12 protein-coding genes are annotated in these 13,016 nt (G+C 65.0%); 3 read left to right on the plus strand and 9 right to left on the minus strand.

Features of this window, described 5'->3' with window-relative positions:
• Nucleotides 1-7 precede the first annotated feature (7 nt).
• The 3 genes from LCM15_RS18880 to ccoN are packed head-to-tail and all read right to left on the minus strand — an operon-like array spanning nucleotide 8 to nucleotide 2,643.
• Entirely contained in the window at nucleotides 8-208 is a 201-nt protein-coding gene (locus tag LCM15_RS18880; protein ID WP_224859164.1) for a cbb3-type cytochrome oxidase subunit 3, read from the minus strand.
• A 9-nt stretch (nucleotides 209-217) separates the two neighbouring features.
• Nucleotides 218-988: a cytochrome-c oxidase, cbb3-type subunit II gene (ccoO, locus tag LCM15_RS18885; RefSeq protein ID WP_224859282.1), complete on the minus strand. Its 771-nt coding sequence runs from the start codon at nucleotides 986-988 to the stop codon at nucleotides 218-220.
• Between the two features lie 41 nt (nucleotides 989-1,029).
• Nucleotides 1,030-2,643, minus strand: a complete 1,614-nt coding sequence (gene ccoN, locus LCM15_RS18890) for a cytochrome-c oxidase, cbb3-type subunit I (RefSeq protein ID WP_224859165.1) — start codon at nucleotides 2,641-2,643, stop codon at nucleotides 1,030-1,032.
• A gap of 205 nt (nucleotides 2,644-2,848) precedes the next feature.
• On the opposite strand from ccoN, the gene LCM15_RS18895 reads away from it, so the two are divergent.
• A complete protein-coding gene (locus LCM15_RS18895) occupies nucleotides 2,849-3,688 on the plus strand; it encodes a universal stress protein (RefSeq protein ID WP_224859166.1) in 840 nt (279 codons plus the stop codon).
• Nucleotides 3,689-3,847: 159 nt separating this feature from the next.
• Nucleotides 3,848-4,198: a DUF1428 domain-containing protein gene (locus tag LCM15_RS18900; protein WP_224859167.1), complete on the plus strand. Its 351-nt coding sequence runs from the start codon at nucleotides 3,848-3,850 to the stop codon at nucleotides 4,196-4,198.
• A gap of 8 nt (nucleotides 4,199-4,206) precedes the next feature.
• Here LCM15_RS18900 and fnrL read toward each other — a convergent pair whose 3' ends face one another.
• Nucleotides 4,207-4,953 carry a transcriptional regulator FnrL gene (fnrL, locus tag LCM15_RS18905; protein WP_224859168.1) on the minus strand — a complete coding sequence of 249 codons (747 nt, stop codon included), beginning with the start codon at nucleotides 4,951-4,953 and terminating at the stop codon, nucleotides 4,207-4,209.
• A gap of 106 nt (nucleotides 4,954-5,059) precedes the next feature.
• Between fnrL and hemN the strand changes: the two genes are divergently transcribed.
• Entirely contained in the window at nucleotides 5,060-6,415 is a 1,356-nt protein-coding gene (hemN, locus tag LCM15_RS18910; protein WP_224859169.1) for an oxygen-independent coproporphyrinogen III oxidase, read from the plus strand.
• A gap of 54 nt (nucleotides 6,416-6,469) precedes the next feature.
• Here the strand turns inward: hemN and LCM15_RS18915 are convergent, their stop codons facing one another.
• From LCM15_RS18915 to LCM15_RS18935, 5 genes are all read right to left on the minus strand, one after another.
• Nucleotides 6,470-8,062 carry an ABC transporter ATP-binding protein gene (locus tag LCM15_RS18915; RefSeq protein ID WP_224859170.1) on the minus strand — a complete coding sequence of 531 codons (1,593 nt, stop codon included), beginning with the start codon at nucleotides 8,060-8,062 and terminating at the stop codon, nucleotides 6,470-6,472.
• Nucleotides 8,059-9,183, minus strand: a complete 1,125-nt coding sequence (locus LCM15_RS18920) for an ABC transporter permease (RefSeq protein ID WP_224859283.1) — start codon at nucleotides 9,181-9,183, stop codon at nucleotides 8,059-8,061. The genes LCM15_RS18915 and LCM15_RS18920 overlap by 4 nt, the downstream gene beginning before the upstream one ends.
• Nucleotides 9,184-9,280: 97 nt before the next feature.
• The gene (locus LCM15_RS18925; RefSeq protein ID WP_224859171.1) at nucleotides 9,281-10,360 is read right to left on the minus strand and encodes a microcin C ABC transporter permease YejB; all 1,080 of its coding nucleotides are present in this window, start codon (nucleotides 10,358-10,360) and stop codon (nucleotides 9,281-9,283) included.
• A 7-nt stretch (nucleotides 10,361-10,367) separates the two neighbouring features.
• Complete coding sequence (locus tag LCM15_RS18930) at nucleotides 10,368-12,272, minus strand: extracellular solute-binding protein (protein WP_224859172.1); 1,905 nt, start codon at nucleotides 12,270-12,272, stop codon at nucleotides 10,368-10,370.
• A 221-nt stretch (nucleotides 12,273-12,493) separates the two neighbouring features.
• Nucleotides 12,494-13,003, minus strand: a complete 510-nt coding sequence (locus LCM15_RS18935; protein ID WP_224859173.1) for a c-type cytochrome — start codon at nucleotides 13,001-13,003, stop codon at nucleotides 12,494-12,496.
• Nucleotides 13,004-13,016 lie beyond the last annotated feature (13 nt).

Raw genomic sequence — 13,016 nt, forward strand, 5'->3', positions numbered from 1 at the left:
CGTCTCCTCAGTCCCGCGCGGGGTCGGCCGCATCGGGCGCGATCGGTTTGTCTTCGTTGCGGAAGGGGATGCCGGCGACGTCCTCATGGGTCTTGCGGCTGCCCGGGCGCAGCGCCCAGACGATCACCCCAAGGAAGAAGACGAACATCGCCAGCAGGCCCCAGCTGTCCGCAAAGTGACGCAGCGTGTTGTAAAGCTCTGGATCCATCACGCGACCTCAGCGGCTTGCATCGGGCTCGAAGGTCGAGAAATCGACCAGCGTGCCAAGCATTTGAAGGTAGGCGATCAGGGCGTCGAGCTCCGAGATGCCGGGCTGGCCGTCGAAGTTGCGCACGTTGACGTCCTCGCCGTAGCGCTCGAGCAGGCCGTCATAATCGCTGTCCGGGTCCGCCTGGGACCGGAAGTCCCGGGAGCCGTTCTCGATCATCTCGTCGGTGTAGGGCACGCCCACGAAGCGATGCGTCGACATCAGGTCCTGGATGTGCTCGCCCTCGATCAGCTTGGCCTCGAGGAAGCCGTAAGTCGGCATGACCGACTCCGGCACCACCGATTGCGGGTTGCGCAGGTGGTCGACGTGCCACTCGTCCGAGTAGCGGCCACCGACGCGGGCGAGGTCGGGCCCCGTCCGCTTCGAGCCCCACTGGAACGGGTGGTCGTATTGCGACTCTGCCGCCAGCGAGTAGTGGCCGTAGCGTTCGACCTCGTCGCGCATCGGGCGGATCATCTGGCTGTGGCAGACGTAGCAGCCCTCACGGAGGTAGATGTCGCGCCCGGCGAGCTCGAGCGGGGTGTAGGGCCGCATCCCCTCGACTTCCTCGATGGTGTTCTCGAGGTAGAAGAGCGGCACGATCTGCACCAGGCCCCCGATGGTCACCACCAGAAAGGCGAAGATGGCCAGCAGGGTGACGTTCTTCTCGAGAACGCCATGCTTGTCGAGGATGGACCACCGTTTGGGGCGGGCACCCACACCCGTGGCGGAGGCCGGCATCGGGGGCTTCTTGTCGTTGGTTGCCATTGTCTCGGCCCTCCTTATTCGGCCGGGTGCGCGTGAGCGGCCGCGGCGCTGGCCTCGACGGCCGGTGCCCGCTTCACGGTCATCCACAGGTTGTAGCACATGATGATCGCGCCGGTGATGTAGAGGCCACCGCCGAGAGCGCGGACCACGTACATCGGGAACTTGGCGGACACCGTGTCGGCGAAGGAGTTCACCAGGAAGCCGTTGGCATCCACTTCACGCCACATCAGGCCTTCCATGATGCCGGTCACCCACATCGAGGCGGCGTAGAGCACGATGCCGATGGTGGCGAGCCAGAAGTGCCAGGAGACGAGGCTCAGCGAATACAGCCGCTCGCGGTTCCAGAGCTTGGGCGTCAGGAAGTAGAGCGCGCCGAAGGTGATCATGCCGTTCCAGCCAAGCGCGCCGGAGTGCACGTGACCGATGGTCCAGTCGGTGTAGTGCGACAGAGAGTTCACTGCGCGGATCGACATCATCGGACCTTCGAAGGTGGACATGCCGTAGAAGCCGACCGAGATCACCAGCATCCGCATGATGGGGTCGGTGCGCAGCTTGTCCCAGGCGCCCGACAGGGTCATCAGGCCGTTGATCATGCCACCCCAGGACGGCATCCAGAGCACGATCGAGAACACCATGCCGAGGGTCGAGGCCCAGTCGGGCAGGGCGGTGTAGTGCAGGTGGTGCGGACCGGCCCAGATGTAGATGAAGATCAGCGCCCAGAAGTGCACGATCGAGAGCTTGTAGGAGAACACCGGACGCTCGGCCTGCTTGGGCACGAAGTAATACATCATGCCGAGGAAGCCCGCGGTCAGGAAGAAGCCCACGGCGTTGTGGCCGTACCACCATTGCGTCATCGCGTCCTGCACGCCCGAGAACACCTGCACCGACTTGGAGCCCCAGATCGACACCGGGATCGACAGGTTGTTGACCACGTGCAGAAGGGCGACGGTGATGATGAAGCTCAGGTAGAACCAGTTTGCCACGTAGATGTGCGGCTCCTTGCGCTTCACGATGGTGCCGACGAAGACCGCGAGATAGGCCACCCAGACGATGGTCAGCCAGATGTCGACGTACCACTCGGGCTCGGCGTATTCCTTCGACTGTGTGCCACCAAGCAGGTACCCGGTCGCGGCAAGGATGATGAACAGGTTGTAGCCCCAGAACACGAACCACGCGAGATTGCCGCCCCAGAGACGGGCCGCCGAGGTGCGCTGCACGACGTAGAAGGACGTTGCAATCAGCGCGTTGCCGCCGAAGGCGAAGATCACCGCCGAGGTGTGCAGCGGGCGCAGGCGGCCGAAGTTCATGTAGCCCTGCGCCCAGTCGAAATTGAGCACCGGAAAGGCGAGCTGCGCGGCGATGAACGTGCCGACGGCAAAGCCCACCACGCCCCAGAAGGCTGTGGCGACGACGCCGTAGCGCACCACGCCGTCGAGATAGGAGGTTTCCAGCACCTTGGCAGGTACGGGTTCATCGGTTTGGCGGAGGGTCCACAGGAAAAGCCCGGCTGTCACCAGGAAGATGATGATTGCGTGGACCATGTAAGACACATCCCGCGCGTAATTGGCCGCGATCAGCGAGAAGATCGCCACCACGCCAAGCAGGATGAGCTTGAGGTAATTGGTCATTGTTCGTCCCTTCGTCTCTCTCCCGCACGATTCGTTGCCGCGGCGGGCGGTTTTAGACTGACCGGTTAATGAGGGTTCCCTGGCCGGATCACTTTGATCTGCATCAAGGCTTTCCCACCAAAGCCTTGCGCATTGTCAAAGTGCGGGCCTCTCGTGCCGTCGTAGAGTTCGGAAGAGGCCGCAGAACATCCGAGGAGACCAGCAGATGGGCTACAAGACAATTCTCACCGTGGTCAGCGACGAGGCACTGGCCCAGTCGACCGTGGACCATGCCGCCGCACTCGCGGCCGGCTGGGATGCACATCTCGATGCGGTGTGCTTCGGCGTCGACCGGACCCAGACCGGCTACTACTACGCCGGTGCCAACGCCATGATCCTGCAGGAAACGATCAACCGCGCCACCGCGGATGCCGAGGCGCTCGCCAAGACCGTCCGCGCCGCGCTGGGCCGGACCGACGCACGCTGGGCGGTCGAGGAGGGTGTCGCGCAGCTGGCCGATATCGGTCGCCACGTGGCCGGGCGAGCGCGGTTCGCCGATCTTGTCGTGCTTCCCAAGCCCTATGGCAAGGAGCGCGGTGTCGAGCTTGAGCCGGTCGCCGAAGGGGCGCTCTTCGAAGGCCAGTCCCCGGTGCTAATCGTGCCCGACACGGTCACTCCGACCGCGGCGCCGTCGCGGATCGTGGTCGGCTGGAACGAAAGCAACGAGGCGCTTCGCGCGGTGCGCGCGGCACTGCCGCTGCTGAAGAGCGCCGACAACGTGCACGTGGTGGTCATCGATCCGCCGCAGCACGGGCCGAACCGCTCCGATCCGGGCGGGGCGCTCTCGCAGTTCCTCGCGCGGCACGGCGTCAAGACCGAGATCGACGTGCTGTCGAAGACCATGCCGCGGGTGTCGGACGTGCTGTGCCGCCACGTGCAGGATATCGATGCCGACATGATCGTGATGGGGGCCTATGGCCACTCGCGGTTCCGCGAGGCGATCTTGGGCGGGGCCACCCGCAACATGCTCGAAAACGCGGTGGTGCCGGTCTTCCTCGCCCACTGAACGGGACAGAACGGGGCGTGGAGACCGGGGCGGCGCATCCTGCGCCGCCTTTCCCGTTTTGGGTGCGGCGTGAACCCGCTGACGCGCCTTGCGGTTGTGCTTGGGGGAATGGCGGGGGCGGGCTAGGATGCCATCCAGTGCAACAAGGAGGCATCACCCATGTCCTATGTCACCGGCTTCGTGGCGGCGGTTCCGATCAAGAACCGCGAGGCGTATCGCGCCAGCGCTGAAAACAGCTGGGCGCTGTTCATAGAGTACGGCGCCACCGGCATCCGTGAGTGCTGGGAGGCCGATGTGCCAGAAGGCGAGGTCACTTCTTTCCCGATGGCGGTCAAGCGCGAAGACGGCGAAGCGGTCGTGTTCTCGTGGATCCTGTGGCCCGACAAGGCCACCTGTGACGCCTGCTGGGCGTCGATGGAAACCGATCCGCGGTGGGGCGAGATGATCGAGATGCCGTTCGACGGCAAACGCATGATCTATGGCGGCTTCGAGACCCTGTTCGAAGCCTGAGACGCGGCTCAGGCGAACACGCCGCCATCGGCGTCATCGCCGGCCTCTTCCAGCAGGCGGGACATGTCGGGCACGGTGACGTGGCGCTTGCCCTCGAGCTCGATGACCCCGTCCTTGCGCAGCGCCGAGATCTGCCGGCTCACGGTTTCCAGCGTCAGGCCGAGATAGTCGGCCATCGCCTCGCGGGTGAGCGGCAGGTCGAAGACGATGTTGCCATGCGTCGTGGTCATGTTGATCGAAGCATCGCGGCGCGCGATGATCGACAGCAGTGAGGCGATCTTCTCGCGCGCGGTCTTGCGCCCCAGAACCAGCATCCATTCGCGCGCGGCGTCGAGCTCGTCGAGGGTCATCTCGAGCAACCTCTGGGCGATATGCGGGGTCTCGCTCATGAGCTTCTCGAAGGGCGACTTGCGGAAGCAGCACATCACCAGATCGGTGGTCGCGACCACGTCATAGGCGGCATTCGCGCGGCCGGGCCGACCGACGAAATCGCTGGGCAGCAGAAGGCCCACCATCTGGGTGCGCCCGTCTTCCATGGTCTGGGTCAGGGTCGCGATCCCCGACACCACGGAGCCGACGAAATCCATCCGGTCGCCCGACCAGATCACCGTCTGGCCGGCCTCAAACTTGCGGTAATACTTGATTTCTTCCAGGCGCTCGAGCTCATCCGTTTCGCAGCGTGCACAGACGGCTCTGTGACGGATCGGGCACTCGGCGCATTCTTGCGACACGGAGAGGCTGCGTTCGTTAAGCATAATTCTTGAACAATCCTGTCTTCTGGCCTGAGGGAATGTTGAAACGGATGCGCGGTGTTGATCTGGGTCAAAGTTGCGCGGCTGGCTCACCATTAAACCTAAGCGCATGGACACTCGAACACAACTCTCGCGGTTGGGACTCTTCGACGCGAAAGTCCCCCGGTACACGAGCTACCCCACAGCCCCGCACTTCTCGAATGCGGTTACACCGGGGCATTTCGCCTCCTGGATCGACGCCGTGCCGGAAAACGGAACGGTATCCCTCTACCTGCATGTGCCGTTCTGTCGCAGGCTTTGCTGGTTCTGCGCCTGCCGGACGCAGGGCACCGCGACGCTTGCACCGGTCGAGGCCTATGTCGAGACCCTCAAGGCCGAGCTCGACCTGCTCAAGCGGCATCTGCCGCGCGGGGTGAAGCTGTCGCGCCTGCACTGGGGCGGCGGCACGCCGACGCTGCTGGCGCCGGATCTCATGCGCGCGCTGATCGACAAGGTGCACGAGGTGGCGGATTTCGCCGACAACGCCGAGTTCTCGGTCGAGATCGATCCCAACGAGCTGGATGGCGAGCGGCTCGACGTGCTGGCCGCCGGCGGCATGAACCGCGCCTCCATCGGGGTGCAGGATTTCGACGAGGAGATCCAGCAGACCATCGGGCGCCCGCAGGGCTACGACGTGACCCGCGAAGCGGTCGAGATGATCCGCGAGCGGGGCGTGCACAGCCTCAACGCCGATATCCTCTACGGCCTGCCGCACCAGACCCGCTCGCGCATCACCGAGACGGTGCAGAAGCTGCTCTCGTTCGCGCCCGACCGGGTGGCCCTTTATGGCTATGCGCATGTGCCGTGGATGGCCAAGCGCCAGCAGATGATCCCCTCCGAGGCGCTGCCCACCCCCTCCGAGCGGCTCGACCTTTTCGACACAGCCCGCAGGCTGTTCGTGTGGGACGGCTATGCGGAGATCGGCATCGACCACTTCGCGGCGCCCGATGACGGGCTCGCCATCGCCCAGAAAACCGGGCGGCTGCGGCGCAACTTCCAGGGCTACACCGACGACACCTCCGAGGTGCTCATCGGTCTCGGGGCCTCGTCAATCTCGAAGTTCCCGCAGGGCTACGCGCAGAACGCGCCCTCAACCGGCGTTTACACTGGTGCCATCCGCGAGGGACGCTTCGCCACCGCGAAGGGCCACGCCTTCAGCGGCGAAGACACGCTCCGGGCACGGATGATCGAGATGCTGATGTGCGATTTCCGCATCCGCTCGGGCGAGCTGATGCGCGATCACGACATCAGCGAGAGCGCGCTCACCGCCATGTTCAAGCGGGTGAATGCGACCTTCGAAGGGCTGATGGAGATCACCGAGGACGGGCTGTTCGTTCCGGAAGAGGCGCGGCCCCTGACGCGGATGATCGCCCGCCACTTCGATGCCTACGACCTGTCCAAGGCTGGCCACAGCTCGGCGGTCTGACCTGAGCCAAAGACACGCCCGGCGCCTCGCGAGAGGGCCGGGCGTTTCGCGTCCTTATCCCGCCAGCTCGAAGGCGGCGGCAAAGAGCCGGCGGGTGTAGTCGGATTGCGGCCGCTCGAAGACCTCGGCGGCCTCGCCCATCTCGACCACGTCGCCTTGCTTCATCACGATGATCTTGTGGCTCATGGCGCGCACCACCTTGAGGTCGTGCGAAATGAACAGGTAGGCGAGATCGTACTTGCGCTGAAGCTCGCGCAGGAGGTCGACGATCTGCACCTGCACCGTCATGTCGAGCGCCGAGGTCGGCTCGTCGAGCACCACCAGACGGGGCCGCAGCACCATGGCGCGGGCAATGGCGATGCGCTGGCGCTGTCCTCCGGAGAACTCGTGCGGATAGCGGTGCTTGCTGGCCGGGTCGAGCCCCACCTCGCGCATCACCTCGTCGACCGCCTGAGAGGCAGGCTTGCCATCCGGTGAGCCGTGCACGCCAAGGCCCTCGGCGATGACTTGCTCGCAGGTCATGCGCGGCGAGAGCGAGCCGAACGGGTCCTGAAACACGATCTGGATCTCGGAGCGCAATTTGCGCAGCTGCCGCGTCGACCAGCCGCGCACGTCCTGCCCGCGATAGGTGATGCCGCCCTCGGACTGGATCAGCCGCATCATCGCAAGTGCCAGCGTGGTCTTGCCCGAGCCGCTTTCGCCGACGATGCCCACGGTCTCGCCGGCGCGTACGCTGAAGCTGGCGTCGTTCACCGCCTTCACGTGGCCCACGGTCTTCTTCATGAATCCCTGCTGGATCGGGAACCAGATCTTGAGGTTCTTGGCGCTGGCGATCTCTTCCGAACCGGCTTCGACCGGGTCGGGCAGGCCGGTGCTCTCAGCCGAGATCAGCATCTGCGTATAGGGGTGCTGCGGGTTGTCGAAGATATCCTTGGTGCGGCCCTGCTCGACAATCTCGCCCTGCTTCATCACGCAGACCCGGTCGGCGAAGCGCCGCACGATGTTGAGGTCGTGGGTGATGAACAGGAGGCTCATGTGCTCGGCCTCCTTGAGTTCGGCCAGAAGCTCGAGGATCTGCGCCTGGATCGTCACGTCGAGCGCCGTGGTGGGCTCGTCGGCGATGAGCAGCTCGGGACCGTTGGCCAGCGCCATGGCGATCATCACGCGCTGCCGCTGCCCGCCAGACAGCTGGTGCGGATAGGCCGAGAGCCGGCTCTCGGGGTCGCGGATCCCCACCTTGTTGAGCAGGTCGATGATCCGGGCGCGCGCCTTGGCCCCGGTCAGGCCCTGATGCAGCGCCAGACTCTCCGAGAGCTGCTTTTCCAGCGTGTGCAGCGGGTTCAGCGAGGTCATCGGCTCCTGGAAGATGAAGCTGATGTCGTTGCCGCGCACCTCCCGCAGAAGCTTGCCCGGCGCGCCGATCATCTCCTTGCCCTTGTAGGTGACCGAACCCTCGACGCGGGCGGCATCGCCCAGCAGCGACACCGTCGACAGCGCGGTGACCGACTTGCCGGAGCCCGACTCGCCCACCAGCGCCACGGTCTCCCCGGTCTTCAGGTCGAAGGACACGCCCTTGACCGCGCGGGTCTCCTTGCCGTCCTGCCGGAAGCTGACGGAGAGGTCTTTCACCTCGAGAAGGGTGCTCATGAGAAGGTCTTCCTCGGGTCGAAGGCATCGCGCACGCCTTCGAAGATGAAGACGAGCAGGGAGAGCATCAGCGCGAAGACGGTGAAGGCGGTGAAGCCCAGCCACGGCGCCTGCAGGTTCTGTTTGGCCTGCAGCGTCAGCTCGCCCAGCGACGGCGCCGAGGAGGGCAGGCCGAAGCCGAGGAAGTCGAGGCTCGCGAGCGTGCTGATCGTGCCGGTCACGATGAAGGGCAGCATGGTGAGCGTGGCGACCATGGCGTTGGGCAGCATGTGGCGGAACATGATGGTGGCGTTCGACACGCCGAGGGCCTTGGCCGCGCGCACGTATTCGAGGTTGCGCGCGCGCAGGAACTCGGCCCGCACCACGCCCACCAGCGCGGTCCAGCCGAATAGCACGGTCAGGATCACCAGCAGCCAGAAACTTCGGCCAAGGATCGCGAAGAGGATGATGATGACGTAGAGCGACGGCGTCGCCGACCAGATCTCGATCACGCGCTGGAAGATGAGGTCGAGCCAGCCGCCGAAATACCCCTGCAGCGCGCCGGCGACGACCCCGATCAGCGAGGCGCTGACCGTCACGATAAGGGTGAAGAGGATGGACAGGCGGAAGCCATAGATCACCCGCGCGGCGACATCACGCTTGGTGTCGTCGGTGCCGAGCCAGTTCTGCGCGTTCGGGGGCAGGGGGGCGGCGCCGGGACGGTCGACGGGGGTGTTGAAGCTGTAGGGGATGGGCGGCCAGAGCATCCAGCCTTTCTGGAAATCGCCATCCAGCGTCTCGCCGGCGTCCACCTCCTCGATCAGGCCCTCGGGGTCATCGAAGCAGGTGTCGAGCCCGCCGGTCTTGATGAGGCACTGCACCTCGGGGTCGCGATAGACCGCCTCGGTGCGGAAGTCGCCGCCGAACTCGGTCTCGGGGTAGAAGGAGAAGATCGGCATCCGGTATTCGCCGCGATAGTTCACCAGGATCGGCTTGTCGTTGGCGATGAACTCGGCAAACAGCGACAGGGTGAACAGGATCGTGAAGATCACCAACGACCAGAAGGCGCGGCCGTTCTTGCGGAAGTTCCGCCAGCGGCGCTGGTTCAGCGGCGACAGTGCGAACCGGCCGGGCTTCGGCATCGGCGCCACCGGCTTGCCGGGTTCGGGGTTGGGGCGGATGCCGCCTCCGGCCTCGCGGCCGTCATCGGTGCGAACGGGATCGGGCTCGTAGCTCATCTCAGCCCTCCCGCTTCTCGAAGTCGATGCGCGGATCGACCAGCACGTACATCAGGTCCGACAGGATGCCGACCACAAGGCCGATCAGGCCGAAGATGAACAGGGTGCCGAAGATCACCGGGTAGTCGCGCGCCACCGCCGCCTCGAAGCCGAGCCGGCCCAGCCCGTCGAGCGAGAAGATCGTCTCGATGATCAGGCTCCCCGAGAAGAACACGCCGATGAACACCGCCGGGAAGCCGGCGATGACGATCAGCATGGCGTTGCGGAAGACGTGGCCATAAAGCACGCGGCGCTCGGTCAGGCCCTTGGCGCGGGCGGTCATCACGTAGTGCTTCTTGATCTCGTCGAGGAAGCTGTTCTTGGTCAGCAGCGTCAGCGTCGCGAAGGCGGCGATGGTCGAGGCGATCACCGGCAGCGCGATGTGCCAGAAGTAGTCGGCAATCTTCGCCGGCCAGCTCAGCATTTCCCAGTTGTCGGAGGTCAGCCCCCGCAGCGGGAAGATCTGCCAGTAGGAGCCCCCGGCGAACAGCACCAGCAGCAGGATGGCGAAGAGGAAGCCCGGGATGGCGTAGGCCACGATGATCACGCCCGAGGTCCAGGTGTCGAAGGGGCCGCCATCCTGAACCGCCTTCTTGATGCCGAGCGGGATCGAGATGGCGTAGGCGATCAGGGTCGACCACAGTCCGAGCGAGATCGACACCGGCATCTTCTCGAGCACCAGGTCGATGACGCTGATCGAGCGGAAGTAGCTCTCGCCGAAATCGAGCCGCATGTAGTTCCACAGCATGTTGAAGAAGCGCTCGACGGGCGGCTTGTCGAAGCCGAACTCGCGCTCGAGCTCTTCGATGAACTCGGGCGGCAGGCCGCGGGCGCCGGCGTAGTCGTCGCTGCCCCCGCCGGAGGCGACCTCTCCGCCGCCACCGGCGAAGCCCTCGAACACGTCGCCCTGGCCTTGCACTTGGGCGATGATCTGTTCGATCGGGCCGCCGGGCACGAACTGGACCAGCGTGAAATTGATGATCATGATGCCCAGCAGCGTGGGGATGATCAGCAGCAGTCGTCTTAGGATATAGGCGCCCATGGCCGGCTTACAGTGCTCCTGCGGCGCGCAGCTCGGCGGCCTTGTCTTCGTCCCACCACCACAGAGACATCACGCCCAGCCCGTAGGCCGGAGGGGTGGTCTCGTAGGGGCGGCTGTAGGCATCGAGATAGGCGATGTTGTGCACGCCCTTGTACCATTGCGGCACCCAGATGTGCATCGCCCGCAGCACCCGGTCAAGCGCGTGAACTGCGATGGTCAACTCATCGCGGCTCTCGGCATCGGCAATGGCTCGGATCAGGGCATCGACGCCTTCGTTCTTCAGCCCAGCGATATTCGCCGATCCGGGCACGTCGGCCGTCTCGGAGCCGAAGACCGAGCGCAGCTCGTCGCCCGGGGTCTGGCTCATGGCGAAGCGTTGGGTGACGATGTCGTACTCGAAGTTCTTCTCGCGCTCCTCCGCCTCGGCTGCATCGACGCGGCTGGCGCGGGCCTCGATGCCGAGGCGCTTGAGGTTCTCGATATAGGGATTGATGATGCGGTCGAACGAGGGACTGTCGTTGAGCACCTCGATGGTCAGCCGCTTGCCATCCTTGTAGCGGTAGCCGTCATCGCCCACCTCCCAGCCGGCCTCGCTGAGCAGTCGGCCGGCTTGGCGCAGCGCGCGGCGGTCGGCAAGCTCGGTCGAGCTGGACGTGGCCGGGGTGAAGGCCTCTTCGGTGAAGACGGTCTCCGGGATGTGCTCGCGGATCGGTTCGAGCAGTTCGAGCTCGGCCTCCGACGGCAGCCCGCTGGCCTGCATGGTCTGCGAGTTTTCCCAGAAGCTGTCGGTGCGCTCGTAGAGGCCATAGAACAGGCTCTCGTTCGACCACTCGAAATTGAACGCCATGCCGATGGCTTCGCGCAGGCGCGGATCCTGAAACTTTTCGCGGCGCAGGTTGAACCAGAAGCCCTGCGTGCCGGCGGGGCGGCCATCGGGCAGGGTTTCGACCTCGATGGTCCCTTCCTCGATGGCGGGGAAGTTGTAGCCGGTGGCCCAGATGCGGGACTGGAACTCCTCGCGATAGGTATAGGCACCGCCCTTGAACGCCTCGAACGCGGTCGTGTAATCGGCGAAGTACTCGACGCGCAGGATGTCGAAATTGTTCTGGCCGACGTTCACCGGCAGATCCTTGGCCCAGTAATCGTCGCGCCGCTTGTAGGCGACCGAGCGGCCGGGATCGACCGACAGCAGCTCGTAGGCGCCCGAGCCCATCGGCGCTTCGAGGCTGCTTTCGGCAAAGTCCCGATCCGCGTAATAGGCCTTGGAAAAGATCGGCAGGCTGCCCGCGGTCATCAGAAGCTCGCGCAGCGGGCCGTCGGGATTGAAGGTGAACTTCACCGTGTGTTCGTCGAGCGCCTCGGCCTTCTCGATGTCGTTGAACTGCACCCGGAAGCTCGGCAGGCCCTTCTCGACCAACGTGTTGAACGAGAACACCACGTCTTCGGCGGTGACCGGCGTGCCGTCGCGGAACTCGGCCTCGGGGCGCATGTGGAAGATGATCCACTCGCGGCTCTCCGGGTATTCCACGCTTTCGGCGATGAGGCCGTACATGCTGTCGGGTTCGTCCAGCGTGCCGGTGAGCAGGCTGTCATAGAAGACCGACGACATCGCCGCGGCGTTGCCCTTAAGGATGTAGGGGGTGAGGCTGTCGAAGGTGCCGAAGGCCCAGGTCGACATTTCGCCGCCCTTGGGGGCCTCGGGGTTCACGTAGTCGAAATGCGCGAAGCCTTCGGGGTATTTCAGCTCGCCGAAGGACGACACGCCGTGCGAGGTGATGATGGTCTCGTCCTCTTGCGCGGCGTCCTGCGCAAAGGCGGCCGGGGCCGAGAGCGCAAGGCCGAGAGCGAATAGCGCTGATCCGAGGGACAGGGCGGGTCGGGCGGTGGCGGCGCGCGTCATCGTTCGGATCATCTGGGCTCCCCTTGCTGTCGGCTTCTTACGTGCCGGTTGATCTAAGCTAAGGGCGCGCCGCGCCTACATTCAAGCGGTGTTTGCTAGAGTCTGCGTGAACGGAGCGCGATTTCGCCGCGAGGGGGCGGGGGCCTGCACGACCGGACGGCAGAATGAAACAGCCCAATGAAAAAGGCCGCGACGAAGCGCGGCCTTTCGAAACTCTGCAACCGCACTCGAGGTCAGTTGGTGCTTTCCAGATAGGCGATCAGGTTCACCCGGTCGGCGGGCTTGCTGAGGCCTGCAAAGCTCATCGTGGTGCCCGGTGCGGCGTTGCGCGGGCTCTCGAGGAAGGCGAACAGGTTCTCGGGGCTCCAGACGTCGCCGACCTGGTTGAGCGCGCCGGAATAGCCAAAGCCGCCCACGGTGCCGATCTCGCGGCCCACCACACCGTTCAGGTGCGGACCGGTCGCGTCGGTGCCATCGAGCTTGTGGCAGGCGCGGCACTTGCCGAACACGCGCTCGCCGGCGCCGGCATCCGCCTCGGACATCAGCGTGGCGAAATCGACCTCTTCTTCCGGTTCGGCAGCGCCGTCGCCGCCGGTCTCGATGACATAGGCTGCCGCGTGCTCTTCGCCGTGGCCGCCGCCCGTGCTGTAGAGCAAGTCGCCAGCCCAGTTGCCTAGCAGGTAGATCAGAAGCGCACCGCAGAGTCCGCCTACCGCTTTGGTAATCGTCATCGTGTCAAACATATGCTGTGTGTCC

Origin of the sequence: Salipiger bermudensis, from assembly GCF_020171625.1 — a bacterium.
GTDB lineage: Bacteria > Pseudomonadota > Alphaproteobacteria > Rhodobacterales > Rhodobacteraceae > Salipiger > Salipiger bermudensis_B.

Excerpts from the sequence above, each read along its gene's own strand:
- ccoO (WP_224859282.1), bottom strand. The coding sequence starts at position 988 with ATGCCGGCCTCCGCCACGGGTGTGGGTGCCCGCCCCAAACGGTGGTCC.
- LCM15_RS18900 (WP_224859167.1), top strand. The coding sequence starts at position 3,848 with ATGTCCTATGTCACCGGCTTCGTGGCGGCGGTTCCGATCAAGAACCGC.
- LCM15_RS18895 (WP_224859166.1), top strand. The coding sequence starts at position 2,849 with ATGGGCTACAAGACAATTCTCACCGTGGTCAGCGACGAGGCACTGGCC.
- LCM15_RS18920 (WP_224859283.1), bottom strand. The coding sequence starts at position 9,183 with ATGCCGAAGCCCGGCCGGTTCGCACTGTCGCCGCTGAACCAGCGCCGC.
- LCM15_RS18880 (WP_224859164.1), bottom strand. The coding sequence starts at position 208 with ATGGATCCAGAGCTTTACAACACGCTGCGTCACTTTGCGGACAGCTGG.
- LCM15_RS18925 (WP_224859171.1), bottom strand. The coding sequence starts at position 10,360 with ATGGGCGCCTATATCCTAAGACGACTGCTGCTGATCATCCCCACGCTG.
- LCM15_RS18935 (WP_224859173.1), bottom strand. The coding sequence starts at position 13,003 with ATGTTTGACACGATGACGATTACCAAAGCGGTAGGCGGACTCTGCGGT.
- fnrL (WP_224859168.1), bottom strand. The coding sequence starts at position 4,953 with ATGCTTAACGAACGCAGCCTCTCCGTGTCGCAAGAATGCGCCGAGTGC.
- LCM15_RS18915 (WP_224859170.1), bottom strand. The coding sequence starts at position 8,062 with ATGAGCACCCTTCTCGAGGTGAAAGACCTCTCCGTCAGCTTCCGGCAG.
- LCM15_RS18930 (WP_224859172.1), bottom strand. The coding sequence starts at position 12,272 with ATGATCCGAACGATGACGCGCGCCGCCACCGCCCGACCCGCCCTGTCC.
- hemN (WP_224859169.1), top strand. The coding sequence starts at position 5,060 with ATGGACACTCGAACACAACTCTCGCGGTTGGGACTCTTCGACGCGAAA.
- ccoN (WP_224859165.1), bottom strand. The coding sequence starts at position 2,643 with ATGACCAATTACCTCAAGCTCATCCTGCTTGGCGTGGTGGCGATCTTC.